Here is a 15,268-nt window from a genome sequence, read left to right as displayed (position 1 = left end):
GAGCCAGCTCGACACCCCGCGAAGCCGCCGCGGGCGCCCGCCCCGCTCACCGTCCCGCGTCGGCGAGTTTGGCGCGCAGCTGGAGGACGGACTTGGTGTGGATCTGGCTGACCCGGCTCTCGGTGACGCCGAGGACGTTGCCGATCTCGGCGAGGGTGAGGCCCTCGTAGTAGTAAAGGGTGACGACCGTCTTCTCGCGGTCGGGCAGGGTGTTGATGGCGCGGGCGAGCAGTCGTCGCAGTTCGCGGTCCTCGGCGATCTCGACGGGGTTGTCGGCGGCGGTGTCCTCCAGCGTGTCCATCAGGCTGAGGCGTTCGCCGCCTTCACCCCCGGCGTGCAGGAGCTCTTCGAGGGCGACGACGTTGGCCAGGGAGAGTTGACTGAAGACGCCGTGAAGGTCTTCCAGGGAGATGCCCATTTCGCGGGCGACCTCGGACTCCGACGGGGTGCGGCGCAACTGGGCTTCGAGGGTCGCGTAGGCGCGTTCGACGGCGCGGGCCTTCTGCCGTACGGAGCGGGGGATCCAGTCGAGCGCGCGCAGTTCGTCGATCATCGCGCCGCGGATGCGGGTGATCGCGTAGGTCTCGAATTTGATGGACCGTTCGGGCTCGAACTTCTCGATGGCGTCGATGAGTCCGAAGACCCCGGAGGAGACGAAGTCGGCCTGTTCAACGTTGGAGGGCAGGCCGACACTGACGCGTCCTGCGACGTATTTGACGAGTGGTGAGTAGTGCAGGATCAGCTGTTCCCGCAGGCGTTCGTCGCCGGTTCGCTTGTAGGAGCGCCACAGATCGTCGAGCGCGCTGGGGGCGGCGGGGCGCACGCCGGCGCGCGCGGCAGGTGGTACTGCCGCGCGGTCAGAACCGGAGGTGTGCTGGGGCATTCGTCGCCTTGAGCCGTTCTGCCGAGACACGGGTGGATGGGTGGGCGGGCTGGTCGGATGTGAGCGTAGCGTGACTGAAGCGTCGCTGTGTGCGAGGGAGTGCGGTTCGGGTGTACGCAGATACGTTCCGCTGCCCGCACCCCAGGGTTACCGCGTACGGCACGCCGCGGCGTTGCGCGCGGCGCGTCGGGTAGGTGGGCCACCGGCCGAAGAGGCGTGGCCGACGGGGCCTCTCGCGTCCCGTGCGCCACATCGACCTCTCCTTGCGGTGCGGTTTGGCCTGCTGAAGCATGCCAAATCTGGATTCGGCGGTTCTGTCCTCACCTTTTCACCCGTTCGCGCCAGGTCACGTACCGCCTCGCCGGGAACCGGTGGGGGCATCGGCCTGCCGTACGAACTCCCAGCGCGTACCGGATCTCCGGACGAATCCGAGCGTGCACAGTTCGTGGAGCTTGCTGTGGGTGACGTCCTGGGAGAGGCCGGATTCATGGGCGACGTCGGTGAGGGCCGCGGTGCCGCGGGGTGGCAGGGCGTCCAGGACGCGTGCGGTGGCCGGACCGAGGAGGTCGCGGGCGAGCACCGGGCCGCGTGGTTCGGGGGCGAGGTCGCCGATGGCACCGGCGTGCTCGACGACTTCGTCGGCGCAGGTGACCACCGTGGCCTCGCCGCGCAGGAGTTGATGTACACCGGCGGAGAGTGCGCTGGTGACGGGCCCCGGTACGCCCATGGTGAGTCGCCCCAGGGTCTGCGCGCGGCGGGCGGTGACGAGGGAGCCGCTGCGCAGTGCGGCTTCGACGACGACGGTGCCGCGGGTGAGGGCGGCGATCACGCGGTTGCGCTGGATGAACCGGCTGCGGGTGGGATGCGCGCCGGGTGGTAACTCCCCGACGATGAGGCCCTGTTGGACGAGGCGGTGGATCAGTTCGGTGTGGCCGGAGGGGTAGGCGCGGTCGATGCCGCAGGCGAGGACGGCGAGGGTGGCGCCGCCCGCGGCGAGGGTGCCGCGGTGGGCCGCTCCGTCGATGCCGTAGGCGGCCCCTGAGACGACGGTCCAGCCGCGGTCGGCGAGCCCGGCGCCCAGGGTGGCGGCGAGGTGGGCGCCGTACTCGGTGCACGCCCGGGCGCCGACGAGGGCGACGGAACGCAGGGCCCACAGGCGGAGGTTCGCGCCGCCGCGTACCCAGAGGCCGGTGGGGCGGGTGTCGCCGAGGTCGTCGAGCTGACCGGGCCATTCGTCGTCCCCGGGGCAGAGGAACCGGGCCCCGAGAGCGGCTGCCGTGGCGAGGTCGGCCGCGGGGTCCGCGCGGGCGGCCCGCAGGCGCAGGCCGTCCAACGCGGCGCGGCTCCCGCCCCTGGGTGGCGGCCCGTCGCCGGTGAGGACGTGCCACAGGGCGACGGGTCCCAGTTCGCGCAGCCAGCGTCCGGCGCGTGGGTCGCCCGGTTCGATGACGCGGCTGAGGGCGGCGCGGGCGGTGCGCTCCGGGGTGGGGCGGTCCGGTGGCGCCGGTGCGGTGTCGGCGGCGGTGGGGCCGTGGGATCGAGGTTCGCCGGTGGCCGGGCGGCGGGGCTCGTGAGGCGGGTGGGGTGTGGTCATGACGTCACCTGCGCCGGGGCGGGGTGCCGGGGGTGTTTCCCGTCCGGGCGGGGGCGGCGACGGGCGGTGGGTACGGGGACGCCGCGTTGAACGCCGGTGCGGAGTTCGAGGGCCCCGGCGACGTCTTCGGCCGTGGGGCGGTCGCGTCCGGCGAGGTCGGCGGCGGTCCAGGCGACGCGGAGGACGCGGTCGAGGCCACGGGCGGTGAGCAGGCCGCATTCCAGGTCGCGTTCGGCCTGGGCCAGCGCGCCGGGTTGGGCGTGCCAGCGGGTGCGGAGTTCGTGGCCGGGCACCTCGCTGTTGGTCGTCCAGGGCGTCCCGGCGTAGCGGGCGGCGGCGCGGGCGCGGGCCTCGCGTACCCGTTCGGCGACGGTGGCGCTGGATTCGGCACCGGCGTCGAGGGCGGCGAGGGCGGAGCGGGCGACCGGTTCAACGGTGACGCGCAGGTCGACGCGGTCCATGAGGGGGCCGGAGAGGCGGGCGCGGTAGCCGCGGACGGAGGACGGGCGGCATTCGCAGCCGCCTCCGGGGGTGCCGTGGCGGCCGCAGGGGCAGGGGTTGGCGGCGAGCGCGAGGAGGAAGCGGGCGGGCATCCGCAGCATGGCGGCGGCGCGGGCGACCACGACGTGACCGGCTTCGAGGGGCTGGCGCAGGGCGTCCAGCACGCGGGCGCTGCATTCGGCGGCTTCGTCGAGGAAGAGCACCCCGCGGTGGGCGAGCGAGACTGCTCCGGGGCGGGGCAGTCCGGTGCCGCCGCCCACGAGGGACGCCATCGTCGCGGAGTGGTGCGGCGCGCAGTACGGCGGCCGTTCGACGAGTGGCTGGCCGGGCGGGAGGGTGCCGGCGACGGAGTGGACGGCGGTGACTTCGAGGGATTCCTTGGGTGTCAGGGGCGGCAGCAGGCCCGGGAGGCGTTCGGCGAGCATGGTTTTCCCTGCTCCGGGCGGGCCTTTGAGGAAGATGTGGTGGCGTCCGGCCGCGGCGATCTCCAGGGCGCGGCGGGCGGTGTGCTGGCCTGCGACGTCGGCGAGGTCGGGGAGGTGGTCGCCCGAGGGCAGTCCGGCGGCGATGCCGGTGCCGGGGACGGCGAGTCCGGCCAGCAGCGGGTCGGGGCGCCCTTCCCGTGGCACTTCCTCCTCGTCGGGGACCGGTTCGTCGGCCAGGATGGCGATGAGTTGGCGCAGGCTGCGGACGCCGAGGACGGTGACGCCGGGGACGAGGGAGGCTTCGGCCGCGGTGCATTCGGGGACCACGACGGTGCGGTATCCGGCTTCGGCGGCGGCGAGGACGGCGGGCAGTACGCCGCGGACGGGGCGGACCCTGCCGTCGAGCCCGAGTTCGCCGATCATCATCAGGTCGGTCAGCTCCCGGGGGTCGAGGCGTTCGGCGGCGCCCAGGACGGCGCAGGCGACGGCGAGGTCGAAGCCGCTGCCGCTCTTGGGGACCGATGCCGGGCTGAGGCCGATGGTGAGTTTCTTCTGCGGCCATTCGGCGCCGGAGTTGACGACGGCGGCGCGGACCCGGTCCTTGGCCTCGACGAGGCTCTTGTCGGGGAGTCCGACGAGGGTGAAGGCGGCGACGCCCGGTTCGAGGTCGGCCTGGACCTCGACGACGACGCCTTCGACGCCGACGAGCGCGACGGAGCAGGTGCGGGCGAATCCCATCTCACGCCACCCCCCGGACGTGCTCGACGACCGGGGCGCCCCGGGCCGGCAGGAGGACGCCGATGACATCGATGCGGACGCCTCCCGGCGGCGGTCCGCCGTGGCGTTCCATCCAGCGTTCCGCCAGGAGCCGCAGCCGGCGGGTCTTGTCGGGACGTACGGCGGCCATCGGGTGTTCGTAGGCGCTGGCGCGACGGGTCTTGACCTCGCAGATGACGAGGGCGTCGGCGTCGGTGGCGACGATGTCGATCTCGCCGTCGCGGCAGCGCCAGTTGCGGTCGAGGATGCACATGCCGCTCGCGGTGAGGCGGCGAACAGCCAGGTCCTCGCCGTACCGGCCCAGGGCACGGCGCGGTGTGGTGACCGGTCGGGTGACCGGCGAGGCAGGGGTACGACGCGGAGCTTCGCGGCTGCCCTGAGCCTCGGTGGAACGGGTGCGGCGACCCGGAGCGCGGGTCTCGCCGCGGGGTTTCCGGGGGCGCGTACGCCCGGTCCGTGCGCTGTCGTGGTCCGGGCGAGTGCCGGGCGCGCGGCCCGGGGCGTCCGGCGGCTCCGCCTCGGCTGCGGAGTGTGGGGCCGGGGGCGGCTCCGGGGTGTCGGCAGGCGCGGGCCCCCGGCTCCCGGCACCGGGGTGGTGCGGGGTGGCGCGTGTCGGTGCGGCGTGAGCCTGACCGGGCGGCGCGCCGCTCACCGGAACGAGCCGGACGCCCTCCGCCTCTTGCCGTACCGCACTCGCCGGAACGGGCGGGGCTCCGCGCTCCGATCCGGACGACGTGCCGCACCCCGGCCCAGGCCGGACCGCGCCCCTCTCCTCCGGCCGTGCCTCACCCGCCGAAAGGAACGGCGCCCCGGGCGCCGAGCCGATCCGGGCAACGCCCCCCAGCTCGGCCGCCCAGGCCCCCGTCGCCCCAGCCGACGGGACCCCCATCCCTCCAGGCCAACCGCCGCTCTCCGGCCCCGCCCACAGGCCGTTCCTCACACCGTGCTGCATGACGTTCATGCGGTACCACCTCCGGCACCGACTGTGACGTCTTGGACCGGAAGTATTGGATCTTGGTGGATAACCGCCCGGCTGTGGATAACTCGGCCGCCCGGACGAGCGGAGCAACGCCCTCACCACACCGCCCCGGCAGCCCCGACCACGTATCCACGCCACCGACCGCACGCCTTACAGACGCACGCCCCGGCCACTCAGCCGCAGGTCACACGCCCCCGGCCCCACCGATCCGGACCAACCCGCACGCCCCGGCATACCGCAAGCCCCGACGCCACCCGTCGTCCGAAGCCCGGCCCTCACTCAGCTCCCCGGCAGATCCAGATCGCTCTTGTTCAGCTCTTCGATGTTCACGTCCTTGAAGGTCAGGACGCGGACCTGCTTGACGAAGCGAGCGGGGCGGTACATGTCCCACACCCAGGCGTCGGCCATCGACACCTCGAAGAAGACCTCACCCTGGACGGAGTGCACCTGCATCTCGTAGTCGTTGGTGAGGTAGAAGCGCCGCTCGGTCTCGATCACGTATTTGAACAGTCCGACGACGTCGCGGTACTCCCGGTAGAGCTTCAGCTCCATCTCGGTCTCGTACTTTTCGAGGTCCTCGGCGCTCATGGCAGATCCCCTTCAGCCGTGCGTGCCCCTATTGTGCGTCAGGCCCGCTCGGTCTCCAGGGCCAGCGGCGCACTCGGGGGCCCTTCGTCGAGCAGCGTGCGCAGCAGCCCGGCGAGTCTGGTCGGGTACACCGTCTCATGGGTCGCCGACAGTTCCGCCACGGTCCACCACCTCAGCCCCGACACGCTGCGCCGCTCCAGGGTGGTCTGGCCCCGGGTGTCGGTCGCGGTGCGCTCCGTGCGGGCCAGGTAGTACCACTCTTCCTGCTCCCAACGGCGGCCGTCGAACGGGAAGGAGCAGCGGCGCTGCCAGAGCACCGGGCCAAGGACCGCGCCGGTGATGCCGGTCTCCTCGGCCAGTTCCCGCAGGGCGGCCTCCTCGTGGGTCTCGGTGCCCTCCAGGCCGCCGCCGGGCGTGAACCACCAGGTCTCCTCCGGGTGCGCCGGTTCGAAGCCGTGCAGCAGAAGGATGCGGTCGGCGGGGTCGAGGAGGATGACGCGGGAGACCCGGCGCGCCTCCACGGGCAGGCCGCCCTCGGCCGCGTCGGTGACGCCGTCAGCCATGGGCCCGCTCCCCGTCGGCCGCGGGCGCCGCCCCGGCAGCCCCCGCGGGCCCGCCCTGAGCTGCTCGTTTCCTGCGGGCGGCGAGGGGCCCGTACGCGGCGCCGCCCAGGATGAGGACGGCTCCGGCGACGATGGCGGCGGTCAGCGGAAACAGCGGGCCCGGCTCGGAGGTGCCGCCGGGCAGCGCGGCGAAACCGTCGGCGCGGTCGAGCATGCCGACGCCGCTCAGGGGCCAGGCCAGGGCGTCGACGCGGCCCAGGACGGCGTCGCGCGGCACGGAGCCGTCGTCGCCGTCGGCGGCGTGGGAGCGGGAGTCGAGGGAGTCGCCGCGGTGGTCACCGAGGAGGAAGAGGCGGCCGTCGGGGACCTTGGCGGTGAAGCCGGTGGGCGAGGCGAGCCGCGGGTTCTGGAGGTACGGCTCGTCGACGGGGGTGCCGTTGACCGTCAGCTTCCCCTTGGTGCAGCAGGCGACGGTGTCGCCGCCGACCCCGGCCACCCGCTTGACCATGGGGACGTCGCCCCAGACGTTGTCCCGGAAGACGACGACGTCGCCGCGGCGCACCTGGGAGCCGTCGACGTTCTCGGCCAGCACCCGGGCGCCGGGTGCGATCGTCGGGGCCATCGAGTCGGTCGGCACCGTATAGGGGCGGTACAGCAGTGCCGCCCAGACGAAGCCGCCGAGGAAGAGGAGACAGCCGACGGCCACGGCCAGACCGGACAGTGCGCTGCCCGTGGTCCGGCCGTGGCCGTCGGTGCGTTCGGTGCTGCGGACCATCCCAGCGCTCCCACCCCGCGGGCGCGGGCCCGCGTCGAAGATCTGGGACGGCACCCTACCTGGGAGTACGTTCCCCGGTCAGCCTCTTGCGACGCCAGAGGACGAGCGGGACGGCACCGGCCAGACCGAGCGCGGCGGGCGCGGCGGCCATGGCCTTGTCGATGCCCTGCTGCTGGAAGGTGTCCGGCACCGAGAGCGTCGACCAGCGGTTGATCGGCCAGGCGATGGTGAACGCGCGGCCGACGACCTCGTCCACCGAGACCGTGCCGTCGCCCTTGAGGTTCTGGTGGTAGCGCGAGTCCAGGGAGTCGTCGCGGTGGTCGCCCATGACCCAGATGCGGTCCTTGGGGATGTGGATCGGGCCGAAGGCGCGGTCACCGCACGGCGTGTTGCCGGGGAAGATGAACGAATCCTCCTTGAGGGCCTTGCCGTTGACCTTGACCGGCCCGGTGCCGTGGCACTCGACGGTGTCGCCGCCGACCGCGATGACCCGCTTGATCAGGTCCTTCTCCTCGGCGGACGGCATCAGACCGATGAAGCTGAGGACCTTCTGGACGGGGTTGGGCTCGGGCGTCGGCGTCTCGTTGAGCCAGCCGCCCGGGTCGTGGAAGACGACGACCTCGCCGCGCTCCGGCTTCGACCCGAACCACGGCGTGAGCTTGTCCACCAGCACCCGGTCGCCGCGCTGCAGGGTGTCCTGCATCGAGTCGGACGGGATGGAGAACGCCTGCACCAGGAAGGTCTTGATCAGCAGGGCGAGGATCAGCGCGATACCGACGAGGATCGGCAGTTCCTTCCAGAAGGCGCGCTGCTTCTTGGCCTTCGTCACGCCGTCCTTCTCCTCGTCCGCGGCGGGCCGCCGGGCCGCCGGTGGTGCCTGACCTTCGTACGGTGACTGTGCCTGTGGCTTCGCGAGATGCACAGAACCCGCCGCCGACGCGGCCTCACCGCGCCCCGCCGGTTCCTCGGGCTCTCCGGTTCCGGACCGCGCACCGACCGCCAAGTCCCCCACATCCACTCCTTACTCCGCGCTCTCGCCCGCCCGTCAACCGGTGCAGGCCCATCACTCCCATAACGAGCGGGAGTTCCGCAGGGGTCGGGAGTGGGGTCAAAGACTCGGGCAACACCCTATGCGGGCCTGCCCCGGCCGCCGCCTTCGCGCCCGGCGCGTCGTGCACGTTCGCGAAGGTGTCGGGCTCTTCCAGGTGCCGCCAGTGGGCGAACGGCCAGGCGATGACCACGGCCCGCCCGACGACGTTGTCCTCGGAAACCGTGCCACGGTACGCCTCGTCGAGATGGAAGCGCGAATCCGCCGAGTTGGAACGGTGATCGCCCATGACGAAGACCCGGCCGGTGGGGACGTTCACCGTGAACGGCGTCTCGGACGGCGGGTTGCCGGGGTGAAGGTACGGTTCGGTCAGCGGGGTGCCGTTGACGGTGACGCGGTGCTGTGCGTCGCAGCATGTGACGGTGTCACCGCCGACCGCGACGACCCGCTTGATCAGGTCCTGTTCGTCGGCCGACGGCAGCAGGCCGATGAAGGTCATGGCCTCCTTGAACTGCTTCACACCGGGCGGATCGGCGGCCTTCTTCGTCTGCTCGCCCTTGAGCCAGCCGCCGGGGTCCTTGAAGACGACGACGTCACCGCGCTCGGGCTGCCAGCCGAACCACGGGGTGAGCTTGTCGACCAGCACCCGGTCCCCGATGCGGATCGTCTGTTCCATGGAGCCGGACGGGATCACGAACGCCTGGACCAGGAACGTCTTCAGGACCAGCGCGATGGCCAGCGCCACGGCGATCAGGATGGGTATTTCCTTGAGGTACGAGCGGCGTCTGCGGCGTGTGATGCGGCGCGCCTGACGCCGCCGCTCGGCCCGGCCGCCGGTCGCCGGACGGTCGTCCGCCGCGTGCGCGCCGTCGCCGTCCTGCGGTTTGCCGTGCCGCCCCCGGTTACCCATGGGAGCCTGCCGGAACGGGCACCCGGGAGAACGCCGGCGGCCGGTCCAGGCCCGTCCAGCGGCTCACCGGCCAGCTGATCCAGTCGGCCCGGCCGATCACCTTGTCGACGGGGACGGTGCCGCCGCCTTCCTCACCGAGGTGGTCGCGGGAGTCACTCGACCGCGACCGATGGTCCCCCATCACCCACAGCTTTCCCTGGGGCACCACGATGTCGAAGGGCACCGACGACGCGGCGTCCCCCGGATACACATAGCCCTCGGTCACGGGCTCACCGTTCACCTTGATCCGCCCCCGTTTGTCGCAGCAGGTCACCCTGTCCCCTCCGATCCCGATCACGCGCTTGACGTAGTCGGTGTCGGCCGGACGGGCCAGGCCCACCGCCGCGCCGGCTCCGCGCAGCAGGCCCGTCACGGGATTCTCCTCCGTCTCCCTGTGAACGAAAGACCCTGTGCCGTCGAAGACGACGACGTCCCCGCGCCGGGGCGCGTCGCCGAAGCGGTACGCGAGCTTGTTGACCAGCACCCGGTCACCGACCTGGAGGGTGTGCTCCATCGATGTGCTCGGGATGAGGAACGGCTGGACGACGAAGGCGCTCAGCAGCAGCACGAAGACCACGCAGCAGACCAGCAGCGTCAGTGGCCGGAAGCGGAGCCGGGCGGAGGCGGCGGGAAAACGCGCGGAGCGCGACTGCGGCTCCCGTCCCTGGTCGGGGACGGGGGCGCGGTCGCGCTCCGGGAGCTGTGCGTCGGTGTCCATCGGAACGTGAGCCTATCCGGCTGGTTCCGGGCACCGTACGTGAGCCGGGTGCCGGGGCCCTCACAACGGAGGGCGGCCCGGCGTGCGGGCTCACCTGTCGCGCTTCTCCTTGATCTTCGCGGCCTTGCCGCGCAGCTCACGGAGGAAGTAGAGCTTGGCGCGACGGACGTCACCGCGGGTCACCAGCTCGATCTTCTCGACGATCGGGGTGTGCACGGGGAAGGTGCGCTCGACGCCGACGGAGAAGCTGACCTTGCGGACCGTGAAGGTCTCGCGCACGCCGCTGCCCTGGCGGCGGATGACAACGCCCTTGAACTGCTGCACACGGGAGCGGTTGCCCTCGATGACGCGGACGTGGACGTTGACGGTGTCACCCGGGCGGAAGGCCGGGATGTCGCTGCGCAGCGACGCGGAGTCGACGGAGTCGAGAAGGTGCATGACCTACTGCTTTCTTCGCTGATGCCACAGGTCATCAACGGGAATTCGGAGAGGATGTTCGGATGCCGTTCCGTCGGACGGGCGTCGTTCCCCCTGTGGCAGGGGCGCGCGCCGGACGCACACAGCAGCGGCCTATTCTTCCACGCCCTGGTCGGTCCACCCAAATCGGCCGTCCTTACCCGGGGCCCACCCCAGGATGGACAGCAGTTCACGGTCCTTCTTGTCGAACGCGGCGGGGTCGGCCCGCTCGATCAGGTCCGGGCGGTTGCGGTCGGTACGGCGGAACGCCTCGTCACGACGCCAGCGGGCGATCTTGCCGTGGTGGCCGCTGAGCAGCACCTCGGGGATGCCCCGGCCGCGCCACTCGGGCGGCTTGGTGTAGACGGGCCCCTCCAGGAGGTCGGCCATCGCACCGGGCGCGAAGGAGTCGTCCTGGTGGGAGGCGGCGTTGCCCAGGACGCCGGGCAGCAGCCGGGCGACGGCCTCGACCATCACCAGGACCGGCGCCTCGCCGCCCGCCAGGACGTAGTCGCCGATGGAGACCTCGCGGACGTCGAGCCGGTCGCCGTACTCCTCGATGACGCGGCGGTCGATGCCCTCGTAGCGGGCCGGGGTGAAGACCAGCCAGGGCTTGGCGGAGAGTTCGACGGCGAGCTGCTGGGTGAACGGCTCGCCGCTGGGCGTCGGCACGACGAGGACGGGCGCGCCCTCACCGGAGGCGAGGATCTCATCCAGCGCCTCGCCCCACGGCTCCGGCTTCATGACCATGCCGGGTCCGCCGCCGTAGGGGGTGTCGTCGACGGTGTTGTGCTTGTCGTGCGCCCAGTCCCGCAGGTCGTGGATGCGGACGTCGAGCTGGCCGCGGGCGCGGGCCTTACCGACGAGGGAGACGTTCAGCGGTTCGAGGTACTCGGGGAAGATCGTGACGATGTCGAGGCGCATCAGCTGTCCTCACGGCTGCTGGCGATCTCGGCCTGCGCGTCGTCGAGGAGGCCGGGCGGCGGGTCGATGACCGCGCGCTGCTCCTCCAGATCGATCTCCGGGACGATCTCGCTGACGAACGGGATCAGCACCTCGCCGCCCTCGGGCCGCCCGACGACGAGCAGATCCTGGTAGGGCAGGTGGGAGACCTCGGTGATCCGGCCGACGACGGTGCCGTCGCGAGTGACGACGTCGAGGTCGATCAGCTGGTGGTCGTAGAACTCCTCGGGGTCCTCGGGGACCTCCTCGGGGTCGACCTCCGCGATCAGCAGGATGTTGCGCAGGGCCTCGGCGGCGGTCCGGTCCCTCACGCCGGCGAACCGCAGCAGCAGCCGGCCGCTGTGGACCCGGCCGGTCTCGATGGTGAGCGGTCCGGCCGTGGACGGGTCGGTGGCCAGGACGGCTCCGGGCGCGAGCCGCAGTTCGGGCTCGTCGGTACGCACCTCCACGGTGACCTCGCCCTTGATGCCGTGGGCGCGGCCGATCCGCGCGACTACCAGCTGCACGGTGTTGCCTCTCTGCGGCCGATCCGCCGCCGCTTGCGCGGAACCGCTGCGGTGCCGCGCGTGATGTTGCCGATTCCGGTGGCGACCGGGCGCCCGTGGGGTACGGGGCTGCGGCGCCGACGACAAAGGCCGGGGACGGCCCGAAAGCCGTCCCCGGCCCGAGCCGGTGTTCAACTGTTCAGTGGACCTGGTCCACGTCGACGAGGTCGACGCGGATACCCCGTCCACCGAGACCGCCCACGACGGTCCGCAGGGCGCGGGCGGTACGGCCGTTGCGGCCGATCACCTTGCCGAGATCATCGGGGTGGACCCGGACCTCCAGCACACGCCCACGACGCAGGGTGCGCGAGGCTACCTGGACGTCATCGGGGTTGTCGACGATGCCCTTGACGAGATGCTCAAGGACCTCCTCGAGCATGCTCAGGCCTCGGTGGGCTCAGAGGCCGACTTGTCTGCCTCGGCAGCAGCCTCGTCCGCCTTCTTGTCGGCCTTCTTCGCCTTCGGGGTGATGGCCTCACCCTTCGGCTCGTCGCCGGACGCCTTGGCGGCGGCCTCGAAGAGGGCACGCTTGTCGGCCTTCGGCTCGGCGACCAGCATCGGCGCCGGGGCGGGCAGGCCCTTGAACTTCTGCCAGTCGCCGGTGACCTTCAGGATGGCCATGACGGGCTCGGTCGGCTGCGCGCCGACACCCAGCCAGTACTGGACACGCTCGGAGTCGACCTCGATGCGGGAGGGGTTCTGCACCGGGTGGTACAGACCGATCTCCTCGATGGCCCGGCCGTCACGGCGGGTACGCGAGTCGGCGATGATGATGCGGTAGTGAGGCGCGCGGATCTTGCCCAGACGCTTCAGCTTGATCTTGACTGCCACGGGAGTGGTGTCTCCTGGTCTTGACGTGGTGGGGCACAACGGGATGCCACGTGGGGATGCGGTACTCGGTATGCCCGATGGACGCGTCAGCCGGAGGAGAGAGGGGTCCTGTGCGACTGTCGAGTACAGCGGTCCATTGTGCCACACGCCCTACGGTCAGCCGACCGCGGCCACCTCGGGGATCCGGAACGGCTTGCCGCAGCCTCCGCAGACGATCGGGGCCTGGGCCAGCACGGACGGGACGACCCGGACGTTGCGTCCGCAGTCGCAGACGGCCTTGACGCGGACGCCGCCGCCGGAGGAACCGTGGCGGGCGGCCGGGCCGCGGAAGCTGCGGGCACTGTCGGTGGCGGTCGCGGCGGTGTGGGCCTTGAGGGCTCTGGCGAGCCGCTCGATGGTGGGGCGGTAGCGGCGTCTGGCCTCGGGGCTGAGCGTGACCAGCGAGAAGCCGCTGCTGGGGTGGGGCTCGTCGGCATGATCCAGGCCCAGCTCCTCGGCGATGGCGAGGAACCGGCGGTTGTGGTAGCGGCCCGCACGGGAGGTGTCGCGGATGCCGCGGGAGGCGGCGATGCCGTGGACTGCCTCGTGGAGCAGCCGTTCGAAGGAGAGCTCGGCGCCACAGGCGGACGACGACTCTCCGATCAGGGACTCGGGCGCGGCCAGATCCGGCAGCTCGGGGTGGTGCCGTTGAATATCGGCCCAGGCGAGCGCCAGTTCGGCGGCGAGAACAGGCGGTGTCGTGCTCACGTCGTGACAACGAGCCGGGGACGCCAGGTGTTCCGATTCCGGGCCATCCCAAATAATTTGCACGTACCAGTCAGTTTCGTGTCATGGGCCGCGCCCGGGGCGGCTGCCCCGTTCCGCGCCCACGGCGTACAGGGGCCCGCGAAGCCGGTGCGTACCCCCGCGTCATCCGTACGGCGTACGCCGTCGCACCGCGCGGTGCGGAGGGCGCCGTGCCCGGCCGGGTGCGCGCGGGCCCCCGCCGTGTGCGTACGGCGGGGGCCCGGGCGGCAGGACCTCGGGGGTCAGCCCATGAACTTCTTGAACTCCTCGGGGAGTTCGAAGTCCTGGGCGTCGGCTCCGCCGGGGGGCAGGCCGAGCGGATTGCCGTTCTGGGCGGCCTCGCGGCGGGCGGCGGCCGCCGCCTCCTCGGCCTTGCGCTTCATCGGGTTACCGCTCTTGCGCTTGCCCTTGGCCTGCTTGACCTGCTTCTTCTTCTTGGCGCCGCCGCCCGCGCCGGGCATCCCGGGCATGCCCGGCATCCCCGGGATGCCGCCGCCCTGGGCCATCTTCGACATCATCTTGCGCGCGTCGAAGAACCGCTCGATGAGGTTCTTGACCGCGCTGACCTCGACGCCGGAACCCCGGGCGATACGGGCACGGCGGGAGCCGTTGATGATCGTCGGTTCGTGGCGCTCGGCCGGGGTCATCGACTTGATGATCGCGGCGGTGCGGTCGACCTCGCGCTCGTCGAGGTTGTTGATCTGCTCCTTCATCTGCCCCATGCCGGGCAGCATGCCGAGCAGCTTGGAGAGGGAGCCCATCTTGCGGACCTGCTCCATCTGGGCCAGGAAGTCGTCGAGCGTGAACTCCTTGGGGCCCTTCTGGAGCTTGGCCGCCATCTTCTCGGCCTCGGCCTGGCTGAAGGTCTGCTCGGCCTTCTCGATGAGGCTGAGCATGTCGCCCATGCCGAGGATGCGGGACGCCATGCGGTCCGGGTGGAACGCGTCGAAGTCGTCCAGCTTCTCGCCGTTGGAGGCGAACATGATCTGCTTGCCGGTGACGTGCGCGATGGAGAGCGCGGCACCGCCTCGGGCGTCGCCGTCGAGCTTGGAGAGGACAACGCCGTCGAAGCCGACGCCGTCGCGGAACGCCTCGGCGGTGTTGACCGCGTCCTGGCCGATCATCGCGTCGACGACGAAGAGGACCTCGTCGGGCTTGACGGCGTCGCGGATGTCCGCGGCCTGCTGCATCAGCTCCTGGTCGATGCCGAGGCGGCCGGCGGTGTCGACGATGACGACGTCGTGCTGCTTGGCGCGGGCGAACTCGATCGAGTCCTGGGCGACCTTGACCGGATCGCCGACGCCGTTGCCGGGCTCGGGGGCGTAGACCGCCACCTCGGCGCGCTCGGCGACGACGGAGAGCTGGTTGACGGCGTTGGGGCGCTGGAGGTCGCAGGCGACGAGCAGCGGCGTGTGACCCTGACCCTTGAGCCAGCGGCCGAGCTTGCCGGCGAGGGTGGTCTTACCGGCACCCTGGAGACCGGCGAGCATGATGACGGTCGGCGGGGTCTTGGCGAAGCGCAGGCGGCGGGTCTCGCCGCCGAGGATGCCGACCAGCTCCTCGTTGACGATCTTGATGACCTGCTGGGCCGGGTTCAGCGACTGGGAGACCTCGGAGCCGGAGGCGCGCTCCTTGACCTGCTTGATGAAGGCCCGGACCACGGGCAGCGCGACGTCGGCCTCAAGAAGGGCGATACGGATCTCGCGCGCCGTGGCGTCGATGTCGGCCTCGGAGAGGCGGCCCTTGCCCCGGAGGTTTTTGAAGGTACTCGCCAGGCGGTCGGAAAGCGTATCGAACACGGCGGTCGTCGTTCCTCGGGGTCGGGGGCATAAGACAGTCGACTCCTAGGGTATCCGGCCCGGCAAGCGGGCCACTCCGGGCCGCCGG

At 71.7% G+C, this 15,268-nt stretch carries 17 protein-coding genes; all 17 read right to left on the bottom strand.

All coding sequences use genetic code 11. From position 1 onward, the window contains the following. Window positions 1-46: 46 nt before the first annotated feature. Entirely contained in the window at window positions 47-883 is an 837-nt protein-coding gene (gene whiG, locus OG422_RS23015; protein WP_405745012.1) for an RNA polymerase sigma factor WhiG, read from the bottom strand. Window positions 884-1,229: 346 nt separating this feature from the next. After that, on the bottom strand, window positions 1,230-2,477 hold the full coding sequence (dprA, locus tag OG422_RS23010; RefSeq protein ID WP_405745010.1) for a DNA-processing protein DprA: 1,248 nt from the start codon (window positions 2,475-2,477) through the stop codon (window positions 1,230-1,232). Further along, window positions 2,474-4,141: a YifB family Mg chelatase-like AAA ATPase gene (locus OG422_RS23005; RefSeq protein ID WP_405745008.1), complete on the bottom strand. Its 1,668-nt coding sequence runs from the start codon at window positions 4,139-4,141 to the stop codon at window positions 2,474-2,476. Before OG422_RS23005 ends, dprA begins: the two co-directional genes overlap by 4 nt. A 1-nt stretch (window position 4,142) precedes the next feature. Next, the gene (locus OG422_RS23000) at window positions 4,143-4,484 is read right to left on the bottom strand and encodes a YraN family protein (RefSeq protein ID WP_143942778.1); all 342 of its coding nucleotides are present in this window, start codon (window positions 4,482-4,484) and stop codon (window positions 4,143-4,145) included. Between the two features lie 954 nt (window positions 4,485-5,438). Further along, a complete protein-coding gene (locus tag OG422_RS22995) occupies window positions 5,439-5,747 on the bottom strand; it encodes a DUF2469 domain-containing protein (RefSeq protein WP_003980220.1) in 309 nt (102 codons plus the stop codon). Between the two features lie 38 nt (window positions 5,748-5,785). Further along, complete coding sequence (locus OG422_RS22990) at window positions 5,786-6,310, bottom strand: NUDIX hydrolase (RefSeq protein WP_405745005.1); 525 nt, start codon at window positions 6,308-6,310, stop codon at window positions 5,786-5,788. After that, window positions 6,303-7,085 carry a signal peptidase I gene (lepB, locus tag OG422_RS22985; RefSeq protein WP_405745003.1) on the bottom strand — a complete coding sequence of 261 codons (783 nt, stop codon included), beginning with the start codon at window positions 7,083-7,085 and terminating at the stop codon, window positions 6,303-6,305. The genes OG422_RS22990 and lepB (OG422_RS22985) overlap by 8 nt, the downstream gene beginning before the upstream one ends. Window positions 7,086-7,140: 55 nt before the next feature. Beyond that, complete coding sequence (gene lepB / locus OG422_RS22980) at window positions 7,141-8,088, bottom strand: signal peptidase I (protein ID WP_405747955.1); 948 nt, start codon at window positions 8,086-8,088, stop codon at window positions 7,141-7,143. After that, window positions 8,030-9,043, bottom strand: a complete 1,014-nt coding sequence (gene lepB, locus OG422_RS22975; protein ID WP_405745000.1) for a signal peptidase I — start codon at window positions 9,041-9,043, stop codon at window positions 8,030-8,032. The genes lepB (OG422_RS22980) and lepB (OG422_RS22975) overlap by 59 nt, the downstream gene beginning before the upstream one ends. Beyond that, window positions 9,036-9,800, bottom strand: a complete 765-nt coding sequence (gene lepB / locus OG422_RS22970; protein WP_405744997.1) for a signal peptidase I — start codon at window positions 9,798-9,800, stop codon at window positions 9,036-9,038. Before lepB (OG422_RS22970) ends, lepB (OG422_RS22975) begins: the two co-directional genes overlap by 8 nt. A 90-nt stretch (window positions 9,801-9,890) precedes the next feature. Then, window positions 9,891-10,238 (bottom strand): 50S ribosomal protein L19, encoded by a 348-nt coding sequence (rplS, locus tag OG422_RS22965; RefSeq protein WP_143942771.1) that lies wholly within the window; start codon window positions 10,236-10,238, stop codon window positions 9,891-9,893. 132 nt (window positions 10,239-10,370) lie between these two features. Next, complete coding sequence (gene trmD, locus OG422_RS22960) at window positions 10,371-11,180, bottom strand: tRNA (guanosine(37)-N1)-methyltransferase TrmD (protein WP_405744994.1); 810 nt, start codon at window positions 11,178-11,180, stop codon at window positions 10,371-10,373. Then, a complete protein-coding gene (rimM, locus tag OG422_RS22955) occupies window positions 11,180-11,725 on the bottom strand; it encodes a ribosome maturation factor RimM (protein WP_405744991.1) in 546 nt (181 codons plus the stop codon). The genes trmD and rimM overlap by 1 nt, the downstream gene beginning before the upstream one ends. 178 nt (window positions 11,726-11,903) lie before the next feature. After that, window positions 11,904-12,143, bottom strand: a complete 240-nt coding sequence (locus tag OG422_RS22950) for an RNA-binding protein (RefSeq protein ID WP_143942774.1) — start codon at window positions 12,141-12,143, stop codon at window positions 11,904-11,906. Between the two features lie 2 nt (window positions 12,144-12,145). Then, on the bottom strand, window positions 12,146-12,595 hold the full coding sequence (gene rpsP, locus OG422_RS22945) for a 30S ribosomal protein S16 (protein ID WP_143942775.1): 450 nt from the start codon (window positions 12,593-12,595) through the stop codon (window positions 12,146-12,148). Between the two features lie 156 nt (window positions 12,596-12,751). Next, entirely contained in the window at window positions 12,752-13,342 is a 591-nt protein-coding gene (locus OG422_RS22940; RefSeq protein ID WP_143942776.1) for a hypothetical protein, read from the bottom strand. 281 nt (window positions 13,343-13,623) lie between these two features. Beyond that, the gene (ffh, locus tag OG422_RS22935; RefSeq protein ID WP_143942777.1) at window positions 13,624-15,180 is read right to left on the bottom strand and encodes a signal recognition particle protein; all 1,557 of its coding nucleotides are present in this window, start codon (window positions 15,178-15,180) and stop codon (window positions 13,624-13,626) included. Between the last annotated feature and the right edge of the window lie 88 nt (window positions 15,181-15,268).

The sequence above is a fragment of the Streptomyces sp. NBC_01525 genome (assembly GCF_045040405.1).
Lineage (GTDB): Bacteria > Actinomycetota > Actinomycetes > Streptomycetales > Streptomycetaceae > Streptomyces > Streptomyces benahoarensis.
This window is presented reverse-complemented; position numbering and strand designations above follow the sequence as displayed.